Below are 19,877 nucleotides of genomic sequence, written 5' to 3' on the forward strand. Positions count from 1 at the left end.
CGGCTCCCGCGCCCTGCTCAGACCGCGATGACCGTCGGGACGATCATGGGGCGGCGGCGGTAGGTCTCGCCGACCCACTTGCCGACCACCCGCCGCACGGCCTGGGCCACGCGGTGCGGGTCGGTGATGTTCTCGTTCTCCGTGCGGGAGAGCTCGTCCTCGACCAGCGGCAGCACGGCGTCGAGCGCCTTGGGGTCGTCCGAGAAGCCGCGGCCGGACAGGGTGGGCCGCGAGACGGCCCGCCCGGTCTGCTTGTCGATCGCCACCGTGATGGAGATGAAGCCGCCCTCGCCGAGGACCAGGCGGTCCGACAGCGTGGTGTCCCCGATGTCGCCGACGAGGTTGCCGTCGACGTACACCCGGCCGACCTCGACGCGCCCGGTGATCGCGGCCCGGCCGTCGACGAGGTCGACCACCACGCCGTCCTCGGCGATCACGACGTTCTCCTCCGGCACCCCGGTCGCCACCGCGAGGGCCTTGTTGGCGCGCAGGTGGCGCCACTCGCCGTGGGCGGGCATGACGTTCGACGGGCGCACCGCGTTGTAGAGGAACAGCAGCTCACCGGCCGGGGAGTGCCCGGACACGTGCACCTTGGCGTTGCCCTGGTGCACCACCTTGGCGCCGAGCCGGGTCAGCCCGTTGATCACGCCGAAGATCGCGGTCTCGTTGCCCGGGATCAGCGAGCTGGCCAGGATGATCGTGTCCTCGGGCCGGATCACGACGCTGCGGTGGTCACCGCGCGCCATCCGGGACAGCGCGGACAGCGGCTCGCCCTGGGACCCGGTGGAGACCAGGACGAGCTGGTCGTCCGGCAGGGTCATGGCCTCGTCGAGGTCGACGAGCAGCCCGTCCGGCACGTTGAGCAGGTCCAGCTCGCCCGCCAGCGCCATGTTCCGGACCATCGAGCGGCCCGCGAAGCAGACCCGGCGGCCGTGCGCGGCGGCGGCGTCGAGCACCTGCTGGACGCGGTGCACGTGCGAGGCGAAGCAGGCGACGATGATCCGCGACGGCGCCTTGGCGAAGACGTCCGAGATCACCGGCCCGATGTCCCGCTCGGGGGTGACGAAGCCGGGGACGTCCGCGTTCGTGGAGTCGACCAGGAACAGGTCCACCCCCTCGTCGCCGAGCCGCGAGAAGCCCGCGAGGTCGGTCAGCCGGTCGTCGAGCGGGAGCTGGTCGAGCTTGATGTCGCCGGTGTGCAGGACCAGGCCCGCGGGGGTGCGGATGGCGACGGCCAGCGCGTCCGGGATGGAGTGGTTGACCGCGAAGTACTCGCAGTCCCACGGCCCGTGGTGCAGCCGGTCACCCTCCTTCACCTCCAGCAGGTGCGGGGTGAGGCGGTGCTCCCTGCACTTGGCCGCGACCAGCGCGAGCGTGAACCGCGAGCCCACGACCAGCAGGTCCGGCTTCTGGCGCAGCAGGAACGGCACGGCGCCGATGTGGTCCTCGTGGCCGTGGGTCAGGACCAGGACGTCGACGTCGTCGAGCCGGTGCTCGATGGCGCGGAAGTCCGGGAGGATGAGGTCGACGCCGGGCGAGTCGTCGCTGGGGAACAGCACCCCGCAGTCGACGACCATCAGCCGGTCCTCGTACTCGAAGACCGTCATGTTGCGGCCGATCTCGCCGATCCCGCCGAGGGCGTAGACCCGCAGGCCCCCCTCGGGGATCGCGGGCGGCGGGCCGCCGGGCAGCTCGGCCGGGTTGGTGACCTCCGGCGGCGGCGCCGGACGGTCCTGCGACCGGTCGCGGCCCCGCCGGTTGCGGGACCGCCGGTCGTTGCGGGAGGAGGGACGACTCAAGGTTGCTGTGCTCTCTTCTGTAGTGCAGGGGGTTCTAGCGGTAGGCCACTTCGGCCCCGAGGTCGGTGGTGGTCCGGCTGCCGAGGGCGCCGTGACCGGTGTCGAACGGGCGGGTGTGCGGGAGCTGGTCCGGGTCGAGCGCCACGCCGCCCGCCATGAGGTCGGCCGCGATCAGCGCGACCTGCTCCTCGGTGGCCGGGGGCAGTGGGAGGCGGGGGTCCCCGACGTCGATCCCGCGCAGGCGCAGGGCCGTCTTCGAGAACACCGCGCCACCGACCCGGCCCATGCCGCGCAGCAGCGGGATCATGGCGTAGTGCAGGGCGCGGGCGCGGTCCTGCTCGCCCGCCTCGTACGCGTCGAGCATCGCGCGGAGCCGGTCGGCGACGACGTGCCCGATCACGGACACGAAGCCGACCGCCCCGACGGACAGCCACGGCAGGTTCACCGGGTCGTCGCCCGAGTAGTAGGCCAGCGTCGTCGTGGCCAGCACCTCGGTGCCGACGCGCAGGTCGTTGCGGGCGTCCTTCACCGCGAGGATCCGGGGGTGCTGGGCGAGCCGCTGCAGCGTCTCCAGCTCGATCGGGACGACCGAGCGCGGCGGGATGTCGTAGAGCATCACCGGCAGGTCCGTGGCGTCCGCGACGGCGGTGAAGTGCAGGACCAGACCGTTCTGCGGGGGCCGCGAGTAGTACGGCGTGACCACGAGCAGGCCGTGCGCGCCCGCCTTCTCCGCCTGCCGCGCGAGGTGGACGCTGTGCGCGGTGTCGTAGGTGCCCGCCCCCGCGACCACGGTGGCCCGGTCCCCCACCGCCGAGACGACGGCCCGGACCAGCTCCGCCTTCTCCTCGTCGCTGGTGGTGGGCCCCTCGCCGGTGGTGCCGTTGACGACGAGCCCGTCGTTGCCGAGGTCCACCAGGTGCGTCGCGAGCTCCTCCGCCTTCGCCAGGTCGAGCGCTCCCTCGGCGTCGAACGGGGTGACCATGGCGGTCAGCACTCGGCCGAAGGGGCGCGCGGGCGTCGGGCTCATGGGGGTGACGGTACCGTCCCCGGCTCCCGGTGGTCCGGTCACGCGCTCACGGCGTCCTCCACAACCCCGCTACATCCCCCGCTCGACGGCCTCGTAGGCCTGTACGTCCGCCGGGAGGCCCTCGATCTCGACCCGCGCGGCGTCCCGGCCGAAGAGGTGCAGGACGAGCTCGCCGGGCTCGCCGACCAGGGCGACCAGCCCGGGGCCCGTCTTGAGGACGTGGGTGGCGCCCTCCGGTCGGCGGGCCACGACGCCGACGGGGCTGCGGCGCAGGAACAGTTGACCCGTCCGCGTCACGAGCCCCCAGAGCCGCGTGTCGCGTTCCCGGTCGGCGGGGCGGGGTTCCCACCCGGGCTCGCCGCGGCGGGCGTCCTCGTGGTGGACGAAGAACTCGGCGCCGTTCGCGGTCTCGTCGACCCGCCCGATCCGGAAGGGCGACCAGGCGGGCGGGCCGCCGCGCAGCTCGTCCACCATCGCCGACCAGGGGGTCTCGGCGTAGCCCGCCATCGCCCGCTCGGTCAGCGGCGCGAGCGCCGGGACCACGATCCCGCCGGACACCCAGGGCTGCCGCTCCCGGACGAGCAGGTGGGCCAGCAGGTCCCGGGTCGTCCAGCCCGCGCACAGGGTCGGTCGGTCCGGTCCCAGCTCGTCGAGGGTGTCGGACAGGGCAGCACGTTCCGCGGTCGCCAGGCTCACCGACCCGACGGTAGCGGGCCCGCGCCGGCCCCGCCCGCCTACCGGCAGGGGCCGACGGTCGCCGTCACGGCCTGGTGGTCCGATCCCGGCAGCGGGACGTGCAGCGGGTCGTCCCCGCACCAGCCCGGACTGACCAGCACGTGGTCGATCCGCAGGAGCAGCAGCCGCCACGAGGTGACCTGCGTCGGGCCCTGCCAGGTGTCCCGGGCGGCGTCGGTGAGGACGGTGATGTTGGCTGCGGCGACGCGCACCGCGCCCGTCGGGTCGACCGGCCCGGTGGGCTGTGGACGCCAGGGGGCGAGCACCACGAGCACGCCCACCACGAGCAGGGACACGATCCCGGGGAGGTACGCCCACCGGCGTCGCCGGGCCAGGACCGCGACGACGAGCACGACGACGACCGGCCAGAGGATCGCGAGGACGTCCCCCACCGGACCCAGCAGGTCCCGCAGCGGGAACCAGAGCCAGGGCACCACGACGGCGGCGGCCGGACCGATCAGGCCGGTCCGGGAACGGGGCCGTTGCAGCACGGGAGACCTTTCGTCGAGGTCCTCCGCGCCGAGGACGGGACCGTGGGGGGAGTCGATCCGGCCCCGCGGGCCGTCAGCCCTCCGTGACGTACTGGCTGCTGGCGATCTCCGAGCCGTCGTCCAGCGTGCCGATCTCGAAGTCCCGGAACACGTTCGGCACCGCGTCCTGCAGCTGCCGCAGGCACGCGATGGCCAGGGCGCGGATCTCGACGTCCGCGTGCTCGGTCGCGCGCATGGCGATGAAGTGCCGCCAGGCCCGGTAGTTGCCGGTGACCACGATCCGGGTCTCGGTGGCGTTCGGCAGGATCGCCCGCGCCGCCTGTCGCGCCTGCTTGCGGCGCAGCGTGGCGTTCGGGACGTCCGCGAAGCGCTTCTCCAGGCCCTCGAGCAGTTCCTCGTAGGCCTTCACCGAGGCCTCGGCGGCGTCGAGGAACATCTGGTGCAGCTCGGGATCGTCCGCGATGACGTCCGGCTCGACCATCGCCGCGTCCCGCTCCGGGACGTAGCGCTGGGACAGCTGCGAGTACGAGAAGTGCCGGTGCCGGATCAGCTCGTGGGTCAGCGACCGCGAGATGCCGGAGAGGTAGAAGGAGACCGTGCCGTGCTCGAGCACGGACAGGTGGCCCACCTCGAGGATGTGCCGCAGGTAGCCCTCGTTGGTCGCGGTGCGCGGGTTCGGCTTGGACCACGACTGGTAGCAGGCGCGGCCCGCGAACTCGGCGAGCGCCTGGCCGCCGTCCGCGTCCGTCTCCCAGGGCACGTCCGCCGGGGGGACGAACTCGGTCTTCGCGATGAGCTGGACCTTCGGCGGAACCGTCTGCATGCGGCGACTGTAACCGGCAGAGTGGTGGCGTCACCATGATGGTTGCGTGACGTCAGTGGTGACGTCATAGTGGTGTCATGGACATCGGCCAGTACGTCGCGCAGCTGCGGGAGGACCTCGCGTCCGCCGCCGCCGCGGGAGACGAGCAGACCCAGCGCACGGCCGCGCTGCTCGGCGCGGCCATCGAGCCCGCCGCGCGGCTCGCGATCATGAACGCCCTCTCCGACCTGGCCGCCGAGGTCACCGCGGAGCTGGGCGACCGCACGGTCGACGTGCGGCTCGACGGGCGGGACGTGCGCGTCGCCGTCAGCGCCGCCCCGGCGGGCGAGCCGGAGACGCCCCGGTTCACCCCGCCGGGAGACGCGGGGGACATCAGCCGCATCACCCTGCGCATGGTCGAGCAGATCAAGGCGCAGGCCGAGCAGGCCGCGCAGGCCCAGGGCGTCTCGCTGAACTCGTGGGTCTCCCAGGCGGTGCAGGGGGCCCTGGCGGGCAGGCAGCGCCACCGGCGCGGCTGGGACCGCACGTGGGAGGACAAGGGAGACGGCAGGGGAGACGGTCGCGGAGACGGCGACGGCCGGCTGAAGGGATGGGTGCAGGGATGAGCGAGCGCGAGGACGTGCGCAGGCAGGACGCCTGGCCGTGCGCCGAGGCCGCCGAGCTGGAGATCGGGATCGACGTCGGGCGGGTCCGGGTCGAGCTCAACGAGTCCGCCACCGAGGTGCGCGCCGAGGTCCGCCACGACCCGCACGGCGACAGCCCGTGGGAGCAGGGGCTCACCGGCATCCTCACCTGGCTGGGGAACGCCTCGGGTGACGCCGCGGTCGACCCGGGTGCCGCCGCCGTGCGCGCCGCGGAGGTCCGCTGGGACGCCGAGGCCAGGCGGCTGGTGATCCGGTCGACCCAGGACCTCCCGCTGCGCGTCGTGCCGCTGTCGGTCACGGTCTGGGCGCCCGCGGGGTCCCGGCTCGCCGTGAAGACCGGCGCCGGGGACGTCTCGGTGTCCGGCCGGGCGGGCTGGGCCGCGATCCGCACCGGCTCCGGCACCGCAGAGGTCGATGAGATCACCGGCGCCGGCGAGATCACCACCGGCTCCGGCCGGGTGGAGCTCGGGATCGTCGGCGGCGACGCCAAGCTGCGCACCGGCTCCGGCGGGGTCTCGGTGGCCTCGCTCAACGGGTCCACCCAGATCAAGGCGGGCAGCGGGGACGTCACGCTCGGGGAGGTGCACGGCGACCTCACCTGCAAGACCGGCTCCGGTGACGTCGTGGTCGCGGACGCCCACGCGGGCCGCTTCGACCTGACCACCGGCTCGGGGGGCCTGCGGATCGGCGTGCACGCGGGCGTGGCGGCGGAGCTGGACCTGTTCTCGGGTTCCGGCTCGGCGCGCAGCGACCTGGACGTCGGCGGGGTCGCGCCGGTGGACAGCCCGCCGCTGCACATCACGGGCCGCACCGGCAGCGGGGACGTGCTGGTGACCCGCGCCGCGACCGCGGGGGTCTGAGCCCGGCCCGGTGACGCTTGGGCGTCCCAAGCACCGCTGAGCGACGCGTGGGACGCCCAAGCAACTCGGCGGCCCGGGCTCTGACGCTTGGGACGCCCAAGCACCACGGAGCGACGCTTGGGACGCCCAAGCACCGGCGGCTCTGACGCTTGGGCGGCCCAAGCACCGCTGAGCGACGCTTGGGCGTCCCAAGCGTCAGCGGCCCCGGCGCTCGCCCCGGCGGCACCGGCGGCAGCGCCCCTCAGCGGCCCCGACTCACCACGCTCGGCGCAGCGCTCCGGCCAGGTCGCCCCGCTCCCCCACCTGCACCGCGTCGAGCTCCAGCCACTCCGCCATGAGGTCCAGCTCCGCCGCCAGCTCGGCGGCGACGCGGGCGTGCGCGACGCCCGGCTCGGCGTAGGCGCCCTGCACCCGCAGCACCCCCGCGGCCCGGTCCGCCTTGAGGTCCACCCGCGCGACCAGCTCGCCGTCGAGCAGGAACGGGAACACGTAGTAGCCGTACTCCCGCTTGGGCTCGGGCACGTAGATCTCGATGCGGTAGCGGAAGCCGAAGATCCGCTCGGTGCGCTCCCGCTCCCAGATCAGCGGGTCGAACGGGCAGAGCAGCGCGCGGCCCTCGACCCGCCGCGGCACCACGGCACCCGGCCACCGGTACGCGGGCGACCGCCAGCCGCGGACCGCCACCGGCTCCAGCTCCCCCGCCTCGACCAGCTCGGCGACCGCGCGCTGCGAGTCGGCGGGCCCGAGGCGGTAGTAGTCCCGCAGGTCCGGCTCCGTCGCGATCCCCAGCGCCTGGGCCGAGCGGCGCACCAGCTCACGGGCGGCGAGTCCGTGGTCCATCGGGTGCGCGGCCAGCACCTCGGGCGGCAGCACCCGCTCGGGCAGGTCGTAGAGGCGCTGGAAGTGCACGCGAGTGCCGGTGGTGAGCGCGCCGAGCCCGAACAGGTACTCGCAGATCCGCTTGACCTCCGACCGCTCCCACCAGGTGACCCCCGGCGGCCTGCTCTGCGCGCCCAGCGCGGCCTCCAGGGTGCCCGCCCCCACCGGGCCGAGCTCCTTGACCGCGGCGAGCACGTCCGCCACCAGCGCGGGCTCCCGCTCGGCCAGCTCGGCGTAGTGCCGCCACCAGCCGGGCCGCTTCGCCCCGGAGAGCAGCAGCGGCCAGTCCGCGACCGGCAGCAGGCTGGCCTCGTGCGCCCAGTACTCGACCATCAGCCGCGGCCGCCGGGCCGAGTCCGCCCAGGCCGCGGCGTCCAGCAGGGCGCGCGGGTAGGCCCCGAGCCGGGCGAAGACCGGCATGTAGTGCGCCCGCACCGCCACGTTCACCGAGTCCAGCTGCAGCAGTCGGACCCGGCCCAGCACCCGCGCGAGGTGCCGCCGGGTCACCGGGCCCGTGGGCCGCGGGTCCGCGAACCCCTGGGCGGCGAGCGCGGTCCGTCGGGCCACGTCGGCCGAGATCGTCCTCACGAGCGGCATCGTGCCGGCAGCCACCGACAGTTCCAGCCGGTCTCGGCGCCGTCAGCGCGGCGGCGCGTCCGGGAGCTCGGCGGGCGTCCGTTCCGCGCGCACCACCAACACCACGGCGACGAGCACGATGGCGCCGCCGAGGGCCTGCAGGAGCGAGAAGCGCTCGCCGACCAGCGCGACCCCGAGCACGACGGCGATCACCGGATTGACGTAGGCGTAGGTCGCGACCGTCGAGACCGGCAGGCCCCGCAGCGCGAGGGCGTAGCCGCTGAATCCGCCGAGGGTGGCCAGGGCCGCCCCGACCCAGGCCCACCACGCCACGCCGGACACGGCCGCGAGGTCGAGCCGCGCGCCCGTCAGCAGCCCGGCGAGGCCCATCAGCACGCCGCCGGTCACCATCTGCACGGTCGCCATGGCGAACGGGTTGGGCGGGACCGGGAGCCGGGTCGTCGCGTAGGTGCCACTCGCCCAGCCCAGACCCGCCAGCACCACCAGCCACGGGCCCCACCAGGCGCTCCCGGCCGTACCCCCGGAGCCCGGCCCGGACAGCACCAGCACCCCCAGCCCGACCAGGCCGACGAGCACGCCGACCAGCGTCGCGCGGGAGGGGCGGTCGCCGAACACGGTCCGCAGCACCGCGATGTAGAGGGGGACGACCGCGAGCAGCAGCGCGGCCAGGCCCGACGGGATCCGGGTCTGGGCCAGCGCGACGAACCCGTTCCCCCAGGCGGGCAGCAACAACCCGCTCAGCATCGAGGTGAGCAGCTGCGCGCGGGTCATGCCGAACGCCGAGAACCCGCCGGTGAGCAGCACGATCACCCCCAGCGCGAGTCCCGCGGCCAGGAACCGCAGGGACCCGGCGAGCAACGGCGGCACGTCGGTGATCGTCAGGCGGTTGAGCAGATAGATCGAGCCCCAGAGGACGTAGACCGAGGTGAGCGCGAGCCAGGCCGCCCGCAGGCCCACCGCCGGTTCCACCGAACGAACGTTCACGGAGACCGACGGTGTCATGCCCGCCCCCCGGCGGCCAGGCGTGAGTGAGGCAGGGTACGAATGCGGCATGGCCCTCGCCTCGGTCCGCCCCGCCGTCGACGCGGACGTCGACGAGATCGTCCGCATCCAGGCCGAGACCTGGCGGCTGGTCTACGCCGACCTCCTCCCGGCCGCCGCCCTGGAGGCCCTCACCAGCCCGGACGCGCGGCGGACCTGGGCGGACGCCGTGCACGCCGGGGAGCCCTTCCACGTGTTCGTGGCGCAGGAGGGCGAGTGGACGGTGGGGTTCTGCGCCGCCGCGCACTACGCCGGGCAGGGCGGCTCGATCGCCGAGATCAGCACCCTGCTCGTGGAGCCGCGCTGGGGCAGGCGCGGGCACGGCGGTCGGTTGCTCGCCGTGGCGGGCGCCGCGCTGCGCCGGGCGGGCTCGCAGACCGGGCGGGCCTGGGTGCCCGAGGCCGACCACGCCTCCCGCCGCTTCTACGACCGGGCGGGCTGGGCCGCGGACGGCGCCGTGCGCACCCTCGACACCGGAGACGGCACGCTCCGCGAGGTCCGCCACACCGGCACCCTCGACCTACAGGTTCAGTAGCGGCTCGAGCCCGAAGGTCAGCCCGGGGCGCTGCCCCACGTTGCGGATGGACAGCAGCACCCCCGGCATGAACGACGCCCGGTTCGCGCTGTTGTGCGAGATCGTCAGGGTCTCCCCCGCGTCGCCGAAGATCACGTCCTGCTGCGCGACCACCCCGAGCATGCGGATGGCGTGCACGTGGATGCCGTCGACGACGGCGCCGCGGGCCCCGTCCGGGTCCGACGTCGTGGCGTCCGGCACCGCACCGAGCCCCGCCTTCGCCCGGGCCTGCGCCACCAGCGTCGCCGTGCGGGCCGCGGTGCCCGAGGGCGCGTCCACCTTCTTCTCGTGGTGGGCCTCGACGACCTCGACCGACTCGAAGAAGGGGGCGGCGAGCTGCGCGAAGTGCATGGTCAGCACGGCGCCGATGCCGAAGTTGGGGGCGATCAGCACGCCCACGCCGTCGGGGATCAGCCGGCGCACGGCCTCGAGGCGCTCCGGGGAGAACCCGCTCACCCCGACGACGGCGTGCTTGCCCGCGCCGAGGACGTGGGCCAGGTTGTCCAGGACGACGTCCGGCCGGGTCAGGTCCACCACCACGTCCGCGGCGGCGATGCCGTCGAGGGGGTCGGTGGAGCCGATCTCCGCGACCAGCTCCATGTCCGGGGCGCCGCGGACCGCCGCGCACGCCTCGGACCCCATCCGCCCCTTCGCCCCCAGCACCGCGACTCGGATCACGGGGCCAGCCTAGTGCGGTGACCGCGAGGGCCCGTCGACGACCGCGGTCGCCGCACTCAGGGCCTGGTCTCGGGGTTGCCGGCGACCGCCTTGTCCAGCAGCGGGACCAGGGTGTCCAGGACGTAGGGCAGCGAGAGCGGGCTGGTGAAGTAGAGCGCGCCCGCCAGGGTGGCGTCGGTGAAGACGAGGTGGCCGCCCTGCACCGGGGCGAGCGTGCGGTAGATCGGCTGGGCCTCCAGCTCGGTGCGGGCCTCGGCGTCCTCGGTGGCCCAGAGCAGCACCTTCGCCGAGTTCAGCACGTCGAGCCGCTCGATGGGGATGTAGGCCTGGCGCGAGTCGTCTCCGGTGGCGAAGGCGTCGATGTCCGCCGGGACGGTGAAGCCCAGGTCGGTGAGGAACTCGGTGGACAGGCCGTCCTGGTAGGCGATCGCGCTGCCGTCGTAGTACGGCGCCTGCAGGAAGACCGCCGGGGTGTTCGCGAAGGCCGGGTGGGCCGCGGCCGCGTCGGCGAAGCGCTTCTTGATCCCGTCGACCAGGGCCTGCGCCTGCGGGCCCTGGCCCAGCGCCTGCCCGATCAGCAGGGTCTGCTGGTCCCACGGCGCGAAGTACGCCTTGTCACCCTTGGGCTGCGCCACGGTCGGGGCGATCGCCGCGAGCCGCTCGTACTGCCCCCGGTCCAGCCCGGCGTTCGTCGCGATGATCAGGTCCGGCTGCAGGGACGCGATCTTCTCGTAGTTCGGGCCGTCGGTCATCTCGAGGACCTCGGGGGTGGCCGAGCCCAGCTCCTCGCGCGCCCACGGCCAGGTGGCGTAGGGCTGGTCGCCGTACCAGTCGGTCACCGCGACCGGGACCACGCCGAGCGCGAGGAGGGTGTCGTGCTCGGTGTACCCGGCGCTGACCACCCGCTGCGGGTTCACCGGCACGGTCGTGCTGCCGAACTGGTGCTCCACCGTGACCTGGGCGGGCGCGGCGGGCTCGGGCGCGGCGGTCGAACAGGCGGCGAGCACGAGGGCGGCCGCCGCCAGGATCAGGACACGGGTTCTCAACGGTTCTCCACGGGGGTCGTTCGGTTAGCTCGGTGAGGCTAACCTCAGTTCCAGCGGCCGAGTACCAGCTCAGCGCTCAGACGACCCCAGGGAGAAGCCATGACCGTCGCGGTCGACGTGATCCCGTACGAGCGCCACGAGGGCGACGACGAACGCTCCATGTGGATCTGCCGCTTCGGTCCCGCGGAGCCGGGCGGCTGGGGCCTGCACCGCCACGAGCAGCACCAGATCGCCTGGGTCAGCGAGGGGCTGACGACGGCCGTGGTCGAGGGCCGCACCTGGGTGCTGCCGCCGACCCGGGCCCTGTTCGTCCCGGCCCACGCCGCCCACGACGTCGTCAACCGCCCGCCCGCCGCCCTGCACTGTCTCTACGTGTGGCCGCACGCGTGCCCGCTGGACTGGACCGCACCGACCGTCATCGGGGTCGGCCCCCTGCTGCGCGAGCTGATGTTGGCGCTGTCCGGGCCGGCGCTGCAGGCGGTCGAGGAGTCGGCCCGGACGCTGTTCTTCGGCCTGGTCGGCGCGGTGACCGATCCCGGCGTGGCGGTGCCGCTGCCGGACGACCGGCGGGCGCGCGCCGTCGCGCAGTGGCTGGTGTCCCGGCCCGACGACCCCCGCGGCCTCGACGAGCTGGCCCCCGCCGCCGGCACCTCGGTGAGCACCCTGCGCCGGGCGTTCGCCGAGACCGGGATGACGTTCACGGACTGGCGCACACAGGTCCGGCTGCAGGCCGCGCTGCCGCACCTGGCGGACGGGATGCCGGTCGCCGGGGTGGCCCGACGGGTGGGCTACGCCTCGCTGAACGGGTTCGTCGACGCCTTCCGCAGGCACTTCGGGCACACGCCCGCGGCCCACTTCACGCGAGCACCAGACCGGTGATCCACGCGGCGGTCATCAGCAGCCCGGCCGCCAGCTCGATGACGATGCTCCAGCCGACCGCGCGCAGCGCGTGCTTCGTCGAGGGCCAGGCCTGCGCGGAGCTGCCCAGCCGGGCGAGCTCGGCCAGGTAGACGCCGAGGACGAAGCCCAGGAACAGCCCGATCACGGGGATCACGAAGAACCCGATGATCCCGAGGACCGCCCCGAGCAGCAGTGACCGGCCGGGTACGCCCGCGTCCTTGAGCTGCTTGCCCGGGATCGTGTACTTGACGATCGAGCCGATCACCAGCAGCGCCGCGGCGATCCCGAAGACCCACCAGCCCAGCGCGTCGCCGCGCGGGATCGCCCACACCGCCACCCCCGCGAGCACCACGACCAGCCCGGGCAGCACCTGGGACACGACCCCGACCAACCCGAGGACGATCACCACACCCGCGACGAGCGAGAGAATCACCGATGCCCACCCCCGCCCGCATTATGGAGCAGGGGGGTCAGGCGAGATCCTGGAGGGCTGCGGGGAGGTCGTCCGGGTCGTCGTAGGGGCCCACCACCGCGGCCGTGAGGTCTTGGGTGAGGAGCTCGCCCGCCAGGGCGGCGACCTCCTCGACGGTGACCTCGTCGATCCGGGCCAGGCTCTCCTCCAGCGAACGCTGTCGGCCGTGGTCCAGCTCGGAGCGGCCCAGCCGGTTCATCCGGCTCGCCGTGTCCTCCAGGCCCAGCACGGTGCTGCCGCGCAGCGACCCCTTCGCCCGGCGCACCTCGGCCTCGGTGATCCCCTCGGCGGCGGCGCCCGCGAGCACGTCCCGCACCACGCCGACGACCTCGCCGAGCCGCTCCGGCGCGCAGCCCGCGTAGACCGACCAGGTGCCGGCGTCCGCGTAGGACACGCCCGACGAGTAGACCTGGTACGCGAGCCCGCGCTGCTCGCGAACCTGCTGGAACAGCCGGGAGGACAGGCCGCCGCCCAGCGCCGCGTTGAGCACCGCCAGCACCGGGCGCCGCGGGTCGTGCCGGTCGAGACCGGGCACACCGAGCATGAGCTGGGCCTGCTCGGAGTCGTCCGTGCGCAGGGCGAGCGCCCGCCGCGCGGGCAGCGCGACCCCGCCGGAGCGGCGGGGCCCGACGGGCCGCGCGTCCGGCCCGTCGAACGCCTTCGCCGCCAGCTCGACGACGTGGTCGTGGGTCAGGTTCCCCGCGGCCGCCACCACCATCCGGGGGGCGGTGTACTCGCCCCGCCAGAACTCGAACAGGGTCTCGCGGCTCATCCCGCGGATCGACTCCTCCGAGCCGATCACGGGCAGGCCGAGCGGGTGGGCCGCGAACAGCGTCTCGTCGAACAGCTCGCCGAGCAGGTCCTCGGGATCGTCGTCCCGCATGGCGATCTCTTCCAGGACCACCCCGCGTTCGAGCTCGACGTCCGTGTGCGCCAGCTCGGCGTGGGTGACGACGTCCGCGAGGACGTCGAGCGCCAACGGCAGGTCCTCGTCGAGGACGTGCGCGTAGTAGCAGGTGTGCTCCTTGGCGGTGAACGCGTTCAGCTCGCCGCCGACCGCGTCCATCTCCTCGGCGATGGCCTGCGCCGAGCGCCGCCCCGTGCCCTTGAACAGCAGGTGTTCGAGGTAGTGCGCCGCCCCGGCCTGGTCCGGGCGCTCGTCCCGGGAGCCGATGGCGATCCAGATGCCGAGCGCGACGGAGCGCACGCCGGCGACCTGCTCGGTGAGCACGCGAACGCCCCCGGGGAGCTCGGTACGAGCCACCCCGGGGGCGTCCGGACGTGCGGAGGAGGTCAGCTCGAGACCTCGGCGGGGGCCTCGACGACCACGTCGGCGTCGGCCGGGGCGTCGGCCGGGGCGTCGGCCGGAGCCGCCGCACCCTCCTCCACCACCGGGATCAGCGAGATCTTGCCGCGGTTGTCGATGTCGGTGACCTCGACGCGGATCTTGTCGCCCACCTTGACGACGTCCTCGACCTTGCCGATCCGCTTCCCGTTGCCCAGCTTCGAGATGTGGACCAGCCCGTCCTTGCCGGGGACCAGCGAGACGAAGGCGCCGAAGGCGGCGGTCTTGACGACCGTGCCCAGGAACCGCTCGCCGATCTTCGGCAGCTGCGGGTTGGCGATGGCGTTGATCATGCCGATCGCCTCCTCCGCGGAGGGGCCGTCGGCGGCACCGACGTAGATGGTGCCGTCGTCCTCGATGGAGATGTCCGCGCCGGTCTTCTCCGTGATCGAGTTGATCATCTTGCCCTTCGGGCCGATGACCTCGCCGATCTTGTCGACGGGCACCTTGATCGCGGTGACCCGCGGCGCGTAGGTGCTCATCTCGTCCGGGCCGTCGATGGCCTCGCCCAGCACCTCGAGGATGGTGAGGCGGGCGTCCTTGGCCTGGTTCAGCGCGGCGGCCAGCACCTCGGACGGGATGCCGTCCAGCTTGGTGTCCAGCTGCAGCGCGGTGACGAACTCCGCCGTGCCGGCGACCTTGAAGTCCATGTCGCCGAACGCGTCCTCGGCGCCCAGGATGTCCGTCAGCGCGACGTACTGGGTGGTGCCGTCGACGGTGTCGGAGACCAGGCCCATCGCGATGCCCGCGACCGGCGCCTTGAGCGGCACGCCCGCGTTGTACAGCGACATCGTGGAGGCGCAGACCGAGCCCATCGACGTCGAGCCGTTGGAACCGAGGGCCTCGGACACCTGGCGGATCGCGTAGGGGAACTCCTCGCGCGTGGGCAGCACGGGCAGCAGGGCCCGCTCCGCCAGCGCGCCGTGGCCGATCTCGCGGCGCTTCGGCGACCCGACGCGACCGGTCTCACCGGTCGAGTACGGCGGGAAGTTGTAGTGGTGCAGGTAGCGCTTGTGCGTCTCCGGCCCCAGCGAGTCGATCTGCTGCTCCATGCGGAGCATGTTCAGCGTGGTGACACCCATGATCTGGGTCTCGCCGCGCTCGAAGATCGCGGAACCGTGCGCCCGCGGGACGACCTCGACCTCGGCCGACAGCGGCCGGATGTCGGTGAGCCCGCGCCCGTCGATCCGGACCTTGTCGGTCAGGATGCGCTGGCGGACGAGCTTCTTGTTGAGCGACCGGAACGCGGCGCCCAGCTCCTTCTCGCGGCCCTCGAACTGCGCGCCGAGGGACTCGAGCACGGCGAGCTTGACCTCGTCGGTCTTCGCCTCGCGCTCCTGCTTCGGGCCGATGGCCAAGGCAGCGGCCAGGTCCTTCGAGGCGGCCCTCTCCACGGCCTCGAACGCGTCCGGCTGGTAGGCCGGGTACGTCGGGTAGTCGCGGGTCGGCTTGGCGGCGACCTCGGCCAGCTGCTGCTGGGCGATGCACAGGCTGCGGATGAACGGCTTGGCCGCCTCCAGGCCCTGCGCCACGATCTCCTCGGTGGGCGCCTGCGCGCCCCCCGCGACGAGCTCGATGGTCTCGGTGGTGGCCTCGGCCTCCACCATCATGATCGCGACGTCGTCACCTACGACGCGGCCGGCGACGACCATGTCGAAGACGGCGCGCTGCAGGTCCTCCCACTGCGGGAAGGCGACCCACTGGCCGTCGATCAGGGCGACGCGCACGCCGCCGATGGGGCCGGAGAACGGCAGCCCGGCGAGCTGCGTCGACGCCGAGGCGGCGTTGATCGCGAGCGCGTCGTACGGGTCCTGCGGGTCCAGCGACAGCACGGTGACGACGATCTGGATCTCGTTGCGCAGACCGTCGACGAAGGACGGGCGCAGCGGCCGGTCGATGAGCCGGCAGGTCAGGATCGCGTCCGTACCCGGGCGACCCTCGCGGCGGAAGAACGAGCCGGGGATCTTGCCGATCGCGTACATCCGCTCCTCGACGTCCACCGTGAGGGGGAAGAAGTCGAAGTGCTCCTTGGGCTGCTTCGACGCCGTGGTGGCGGAGAGCAGCATGGTCTCGTCGTCCAGATAGGCGACGACGGATCCGGCGGCCTGGCGCGCGAGGCGCCCGGTCTCGAACCGGACGGTGCGGGAGCCGAAGCTCCCGTTGTCGATCACTGCGGTCGTCTCGTGGACGCCGTCGTTCTCGATGGGATCGGTCATGAAGTGGTGTCTCTCCTCGAGACTCGAGCCACCCCGTGAGACCGGTGGATCCTCCGCGGAGCCGGTCTTCGATCGAAGCGCCCGGAGCCTCGTGCTCCGGGGGCCACTACCGAGGACCGGCGGATCAGGTCGGTCAGAGGGTGGCGGTGTTCAGTTCTGCGACCCGAGGGGGCGGCATCCGCCACCCCCTCGGGAGGTGCTCAGCGGCGCAGGCCCAGCTTCTCGATCAGGGACCGGTACCGGTTGATGTCCACCGAGGCCAGGTACTTGAGCAGCCGGCGGCGACGGCCGACCATGAGGAGCAGCCCGCGACGGCTGTGGTGGTCGTGCTTGTGCTGCTTGAGGTGCTCGGTCAGGTCGCTGATCCGCTTGGTCAGCAGGGCGACCTGCGCCTCCGGCGAGCCCGTGTCACCCTCGTGGGTGCCGTACTCGTCGAGGATCGTCTTCTTCGCTGCGGCGTCGAGAGCCACGTGTGTCTCCTTCGGTGGTGACGTCCGTGGGGCCCGTCCGCGAGGTGTGCCTCGGGCGGGTGGTCGGAACGGCCGCCACGGACTGCAGCCGAACCCGGTGTCCAGGCTACCAGCGCGCCGCCGCCCGCCCGCGCCGACCCACCCGTTCGAGCCGGTCAGGCGGGGTACGGGCACTAGTTCGAGGCGGCCCGGCGCAGCAGCGCCGCGATCTCCGGGAACGCCGTGCCCAACGCGGCGGCGGCCGCCACCAGCCGGGCGGGCGTGGTGACCGCGCGCAGCGCCTCGGTCGGATCGGCGGGCCGCACGGGTCGCGGCGGGTCACCCGCGCGGTCCGCGGGGCCCGACGGGCCCGGCTGCCCCGGCTGCGCTGTCCATGCCACCGGGGTCGACGACCGCACCGCCGCCAGCAGCCCCGGGACGCGGTCGGCCGCGACCGCCGGGCCCGCGGCCCGGTCGTCGAGCATCCGGAGGCGGGCGAGCACCGCCGGGTCGCCGATCTTCACCCGCCGCCCGGTGACCAGCTGCGACAGCATCGCCGGGCTCACCCCGACCGTGCGCGCGAGCGTGCCCTGGGTGATCCCGAGCTCCTTGACCACCCGGTGCACCGTCTGCCCGATCGGCGCCCCGTAGAGCGCGCGCTGCCGCTCGCGGTTCGCGGCGAGGAGCGACTCGGGATCCACGCCGACGATCGTCGCACCGCGGCCCCCGTCCCCGAGGCGGAACGGGGAAACTGCGGTCAGCCGAGCAGCTCCCGGGTCCGCTCCACGTCCTTGTTCATCTGCGCGATCAGCGGCTCGATGCCGTCGTAGCGCTCCATGCCGCGCAGCCGGTGCGCGAACTCGACGCCCACCTCGTGGCCGTAGAAGTCCTCGTGGACGTCGAGCACGAAGGCCTCGACGGTGCGGACCCGCCCCGAGAACGTCGGGTTGGAGCCGACCGAGATCGCCGCGGGCAGCCGCCGGTCGCCGATCGTGAACCAGCCCGCGTAGACCCCGTCCGCGGGGATGGCGGTGTGCTCGGCGCAGGACACGTTGGCGGTGGGGAACCCCAGCTCGCGGCCGCGTTTGTCGCCGTGCACGACCACCCCGTCGACCCGGTGCGGCCGCCCGAGCGCCGCGGCCGCCGCCTCCATGTCCCCCGCGTCGATGCACGAGCGGATGTAGGTCGAGGAGAACGTGACGCCCGCGCCGCTCATGAGGTCGAGCCCCTCCACCTGGAATCCGAACCGGGAGCCGAGCTCGCGCAGCGTGTCCAGGTCCCCGACGGCCTTGTAGCCGAAGGTGAAGTTCGTGCCGACGACCACGACCGCGGTGTGCAGGGTGTCCACGAGGATCTCGTGGGCGAACTCCGCGGGCTCCATCCGGGCCAGCTCGGCGGTGAAGGGGATGACGCAGAAGGCGTCCGCCCCCAGCTCGGCCACGAGGTCCGCCCGGCGCTCGAGGGTCGTCAACGCCGCCGGGTGCGACCCGGGCCGGACGAGCTCGGCGGGATGCGGGTCGAACGTGACGACGGTGCTGTGCAGCCCCCGCTCCTCGGCGACCGCGACGGCCCGGGCGATCAGCTGCCGGTGCCCGCGGTGGACGCCGTCGAACACCCCGATCGTCACGACGCTGCGGCCCCAACCCGAGGGGACGGAGTCGATCCCGCGCCACCGTTCCACGATCAGCAGCCTACGAGGCGGCGGGCGCGAGGACGACAACGGGCTTGGCCACCGCGCCCGCGTCCGCCATGAGGGCCAGGACACGGCCGTCGGGGGCGAACACGCCGTAGGTGCCCGGCAGCCCCGCGGCGGGCAGCCGCTTGCCGTGCGAGACGTCCGTCGCACCGCTCTCGTCGACGTCTCGCCGCACGAAGGCGGTCGCGACCGCCCCGGCGAGGTCGAGCGACAGCGCCGGGTCCTCCGCCAGCTGCTCCAGGGTGCGGGCGTGGGCGAGCCCGAACGGCCCGACCCGGGTGCGGCGCAACGCCGTCAGGTGGCCGCCGACGCCCAGCGCGGCGCCGAGGTCGCGGGCGAGCGCGCGCACGTACGTGCCGGACGAGCACTCCACGACGACGTCCAGCTCGGCGCCCCGCCGCTCGACCAGGTCGAACGCGGACACGGTCACCGGTCGGGGCGGGATCACCACGTCCTCCCCCGCCCGCACCCGCGCGTAGGCTCGCTTCCCGTCGATCTTCACCGCGCTCACGCTGGACGGGACCTGCTCGATCGCGCCGGTCAGGGCGGCCATGCCCACCGCGACCGCCTCGTCCGTGACGCCCGACGGATCCGCCTCGGTGAGCGTGTCCCCCTCGGCGTCGTCGGTGGTGGTGGACGCGCCGAGCCGGATGGTCGCGGTGTAGGCCTTGGTGTCCAGCGCGAGGTGCCCGAGCAGCTTCGTGCCCCGCTCCACCCCGCACACCAGCACGCCGGTGGCCATCGGGTCCAGCGTCCCGGCGTGGCCGACCTTGCGGGTGCGCAGGATGCGGCGGAGGCGGGACACGACGTCGTGCGACGTCATCCCGCTCGGTTTGTCGACGATCACGAGCCCGGACACCCGCGTGACCCTACTTTCCGAGGCGGTAGCCCACCCCACGCGCCGTCACGATCACCTCGGGGCGGCCGAGCTTCGACCGGACCAGGCCGACGTGCGCCTCGAGCGTGCGGCGCGCGGAGGAGTCCGTGCTCCCCCAGACCTCGTCGAGCAGCTCGTCGCGGGCGACGACCGCGCCCTCCCGCCTGGCCAGCGCCGCGAGCAGGTCGAACTCCTTGCGCGCCAACGCGACCTCGGCGCCGTCGACGCTCACCGAGCGCCGCGCGAGGTCGATCTCCACGTCGCCCGCGACCACCGCGGGCGCCACCCCCAGCCCGCGGGTGCGGCGCAGCACCGCGTCGATCCGGGCGAGCAGCTCCTCGATCAGGAACGGCTTGACGATGTAGTCGTCCGCGCCGTTGCGCAGCCCGGCCACGCGCGCCTCGACGGCCCCGCGCCCGGTGACGGCGAGGATCGGCACCCGCGACACCGCGCGGATCCCCCGACAGACCCCGATCCCGTCCCGGTCCGGCAGGCCCATGTCCAACAGCACGACGTCCGGCGCCCCCTGGGCCACGGCCTCCAGCGCAGCGGAACCGCTGGTCACGTGCTGGACGCGGAACCCGTGCGCGGTCAGCGCCTTGGCCACGGCGCCACCCAGGACGGCGTCGTCCTCGACCAGCAGTGCGCGCACTTCTCCGACGTCTCCCAACCAGCGAAACCTCAAGGCCCGCCCAATTATGGACGCGCACACCCTGACATGGCGCCGG

The 19,877-nt window shown here is 73.7% G+C and carries 21 protein-coding genes; 4 read left to right on the top strand and 17 right to left on the bottom strand.

Annotated features, from left to right (window positions below):
- Positions 1 to 17: 17 nt before the first annotated feature.
- The 5 genes from BLS43_RS08145 to thyX all read right to left on the bottom strand — a co-directional run bounded on the left by BLS43_RS08145 (position 18) and on the right by thyX (position 4,875).
- Positions 18 to 1,691 (bottom strand): ribonuclease J, encoded by a 1,674-nt coding sequence (locus BLS43_RS08145; RefSeq protein WP_093079963.1) that lies wholly within the window; start codon positions 1,689 to 1,691, stop codon positions 18 to 20.
- Positions 1,692 to 1,833: 142 nt separating this feature from the next.
- Positions 1,834 to 2,826 (bottom strand): 4-hydroxy-tetrahydrodipicolinate synthase, encoded by a 993-nt coding sequence (gene dapA / locus BLS43_RS08150; protein ID WP_093079176.1) that lies wholly within the window; start codon positions 2,824 to 2,826, stop codon positions 1,834 to 1,836.
- 69 nt (positions 2,827 to 2,895) lie between these two features.
- The gene (locus BLS43_RS08155; RefSeq protein ID WP_093079181.1) at positions 2,896 to 3,522 is read right to left on the bottom strand and encodes a TIGR03085 family metal-binding protein; all 627 of its coding nucleotides are present in this window, start codon (positions 3,520 to 3,522) and stop codon (positions 2,896 to 2,898) included.
- A 38-nt stretch (positions 3,523 to 3,560) separates the two neighbouring features.
- The gene (locus tag BLS43_RS08160; RefSeq protein ID WP_093079185.1) at positions 3,561 to 4,052 is read right to left on the bottom strand and encodes an endonuclease/exonuclease/phosphatase family protein; all 492 of its coding nucleotides are present in this window, start codon (positions 4,050 to 4,052) and stop codon (positions 3,561 to 3,563) included.
- A gap of 73 nt (positions 4,053 to 4,125) precedes the next feature.
- Entirely contained in the window at positions 4,126 to 4,875 is a 750-nt protein-coding gene (gene thyX / locus BLS43_RS08165; protein WP_093079190.1) for an FAD-dependent thymidylate synthase, read from the bottom strand.
- A 77-nt stretch (positions 4,876 to 4,952) separates the two neighbouring features.
- Between thyX and BLS43_RS08170 the strand changes: the two genes are divergently transcribed.
- The gene (locus tag BLS43_RS08170) at positions 4,953 to 5,480 is read left to right on the top strand and encodes a toxin-antitoxin system HicB family antitoxin (protein WP_093079195.1); all 528 of its coding nucleotides are present in this window, start codon (positions 4,953 to 4,955) and stop codon (positions 5,478 to 5,480) included.
- A complete protein-coding gene (locus BLS43_RS08175; protein ID WP_176921226.1) occupies positions 5,477 to 6,379 on the top strand; it encodes a DUF4097 family beta strand repeat-containing protein in 903 nt (300 codons plus the stop codon). Before BLS43_RS08170 ends, BLS43_RS08175 begins: the two co-directional genes overlap by 4 nt.
- Before the next feature lie 255 nt (positions 6,380 to 6,634).
- Here BLS43_RS08175 and BLS43_RS08180 read toward each other — a convergent pair whose 3' ends face one another.
- Positions 6,635 to 7,855 (bottom strand): winged helix-turn-helix domain-containing protein, encoded by a 1,221-nt coding sequence (locus BLS43_RS08180; RefSeq protein ID WP_093079203.1) that lies wholly within the window; start codon positions 7,853 to 7,855, stop codon positions 6,635 to 6,637.
- A 42-nt stretch (positions 7,856 to 7,897) separates the two neighbouring features.
- Entirely contained in the window at positions 7,898 to 8,839 is a 942-nt protein-coding gene (locus BLS43_RS08185) for an EamA family transporter (protein WP_245707370.1), read from the bottom strand.
- A 67-nt stretch (positions 8,840 to 8,906) separates the two neighbouring features.
- Between BLS43_RS08185 and BLS43_RS08190 the strand changes: the two genes are divergently transcribed.
- On the top strand, positions 8,907 to 9,431 hold the full coding sequence (locus tag BLS43_RS08190; RefSeq protein ID WP_093079213.1) for a GNAT family N-acetyltransferase: 525 nt from the start codon (positions 8,907 to 8,909) through the stop codon (positions 9,429 to 9,431).
- Here the strand turns inward: BLS43_RS08190 and dapB are convergent.
- Positions 9,417 to 10,148, bottom strand: coding sequence for a 4-hydroxy-tetrahydrodipicolinate reductase (dapB, locus tag BLS43_RS08195; protein ID WP_093079218.1), 732 nt, complete (start codon positions 10,146 to 10,148; stop codon positions 9,417 to 9,419). The two genes, BLS43_RS08190 and dapB, sit on opposite strands and share 15 nt — an antisense overlap.
- A 56-nt stretch (positions 10,149 to 10,204) precedes the next feature.
- Entirely contained in the window at positions 10,205 to 11,194 is a 990-nt protein-coding gene (locus tag BLS43_RS08200) for an iron-siderophore ABC transporter substrate-binding protein (protein WP_093079223.1), read from the bottom strand.
- Between the two features lie 99 nt (positions 11,195 to 11,293).
- Between BLS43_RS08200 and BLS43_RS08205 the strand changes: the two genes are divergently transcribed.
- Positions 11,294 to 12,073 carry a helix-turn-helix transcriptional regulator gene (locus BLS43_RS08205; protein ID WP_093079228.1) on the top strand — a complete coding sequence of 260 codons (780 nt, stop codon included), beginning with the start codon at positions 11,294 to 11,296 and terminating at the stop codon, positions 12,071 to 12,073.
- Here the strand turns inward: BLS43_RS08205 and BLS43_RS08210 are convergent.
- The 8 genes from BLS43_RS08210 to BLS43_RS08245 all read right to left on the bottom strand — a co-directional run bounded on the left by BLS43_RS08210 (position 12,051) and on the right by BLS43_RS08245 (position 19,801).
- Positions 12,051 to 12,527, bottom strand: a complete 477-nt coding sequence (locus tag BLS43_RS08210; RefSeq protein WP_237192789.1) for a DUF456 domain-containing protein — start codon at positions 12,525 to 12,527, stop codon at positions 12,051 to 12,053. The genes BLS43_RS08205 and BLS43_RS08210 overlap by 23 nt on opposite strands.
- A gap of 37 nt (positions 12,528 to 12,564) precedes the next feature.
- Positions 12,565 to 13,830, bottom strand: coding sequence for an insulinase family protein (locus BLS43_RS08215; protein WP_093079233.1), 1,266 nt, complete (start codon positions 13,828 to 13,830; stop codon positions 12,565 to 12,567).
- Between the two features lie 29 nt (positions 13,831 to 13,859).
- Positions 13,860 to 16,127, bottom strand: coding sequence for a polyribonucleotide nucleotidyltransferase (locus tag BLS43_RS08220; RefSeq protein ID WP_093079237.1), 2,268 nt, complete (start codon positions 16,125 to 16,127; stop codon positions 13,860 to 13,862).
- A gap of 200 nt (positions 16,128 to 16,327) precedes the next feature.
- Entirely contained in the window at positions 16,328 to 16,597 is a 270-nt protein-coding gene (rpsO, locus tag BLS43_RS08225; protein ID WP_093079242.1) for a 30S ribosomal protein S15, read from the bottom strand.
- A 173-nt stretch (positions 16,598 to 16,770) separates the two neighbouring features.
- Positions 16,771 to 17,277 carry a helix-turn-helix domain-containing protein gene (locus BLS43_RS08230; protein ID WP_093079247.1) on the bottom strand — a complete coding sequence of 169 codons (507 nt, stop codon included), beginning with the start codon at positions 17,275 to 17,277 and terminating at the stop codon, positions 16,771 to 16,773.
- 56 nt (positions 17,278 to 17,333) lie between these two features.
- Positions 17,334 to 18,257 carry a bifunctional riboflavin kinase/FAD synthetase gene (locus BLS43_RS08235; protein WP_093079253.1) on the bottom strand — a complete coding sequence of 308 codons (924 nt, stop codon included), beginning with the start codon at positions 18,255 to 18,257 and terminating at the stop codon, positions 17,334 to 17,336.
- Positions 18,258 to 18,267: 10 nt separating this feature from the next.
- The gene (gene truB, locus BLS43_RS08240; protein WP_093079259.1) at positions 18,268 to 19,131 is read right to left on the bottom strand and encodes a tRNA pseudouridine(55) synthase TruB; all 864 of its coding nucleotides are present in this window, start codon (positions 19,129 to 19,131) and stop codon (positions 18,268 to 18,270) included.
- Positions 19,132 to 19,141: 10 nt separating this feature from the next.
- On the bottom strand, positions 19,142 to 19,801 hold the full coding sequence (locus BLS43_RS08245; RefSeq protein ID WP_093079262.1) for a response regulator transcription factor: 660 nt from the start codon (positions 19,799 to 19,801) through the stop codon (positions 19,142 to 19,144).
- Positions 19,802 to 19,877: the final 76 nt, after the last annotated feature.

Origin of the sequence: Pseudonocardia oroxyli (genome assembly GCF_900102195.1) — a bacterium.
Taxonomy (GTDB): Bacteria; Actinomycetota; Actinomycetes; order Mycobacteriales; family Pseudonocardiaceae; genus Pseudonocardia; species Pseudonocardia oroxyli.

Coding starts and splice junctions, on each gene's coding strand:
- dapA (WP_093079176.1), bottom strand. CDS start 2,826: ATGAGCCCGACGCCCGCGCGCCCCTTCGGCCGAGTGCTGACCGCCATG.
- thyX (WP_093079190.1), bottom strand. CDS start 4,875: ATGCAGACGGTTCCGCCGAAGGTCCAGCTCATCGCGAAGACCGAGTTC.
- BLS43_RS08170 (WP_093079195.1), top strand. CDS start 4,953: ATGGACATCGGCCAGTACGTCGCGCAGCTGCGGGAGGACCTCGCGTCC.
- BLS43_RS08175 (WP_176921226.1), top strand. CDS start 5,477: ATGAGCGAGCGCGAGGACGTGCGCAGGCAGGACGCCTGGCCGTGCGCC.
- BLS43_RS08180 (WP_093079203.1), bottom strand. CDS start 7,855: ATGCCGCTCGTGAGGACGATCTCGGCCGACGTGGCCCGACGGACCGCG.
- BLS43_RS08190 (WP_093079213.1), top strand. CDS start 8,907: ATGGCCCTCGCCTCGGTCCGCCCCGCCGTCGACGCGGACGTCGACGAG.
- BLS43_RS08205 (WP_093079228.1), top strand. CDS start 11,294: ATGACCGTCGCGGTCGACGTGATCCCGTACGAGCGCCACGAGGGCGAC.
- BLS43_RS08220 (WP_093079237.1), bottom strand. CDS start 16,127: ATGACCGATCCCATCGAGAACGACGGCGTCCACGAGACGACCGCAGTG.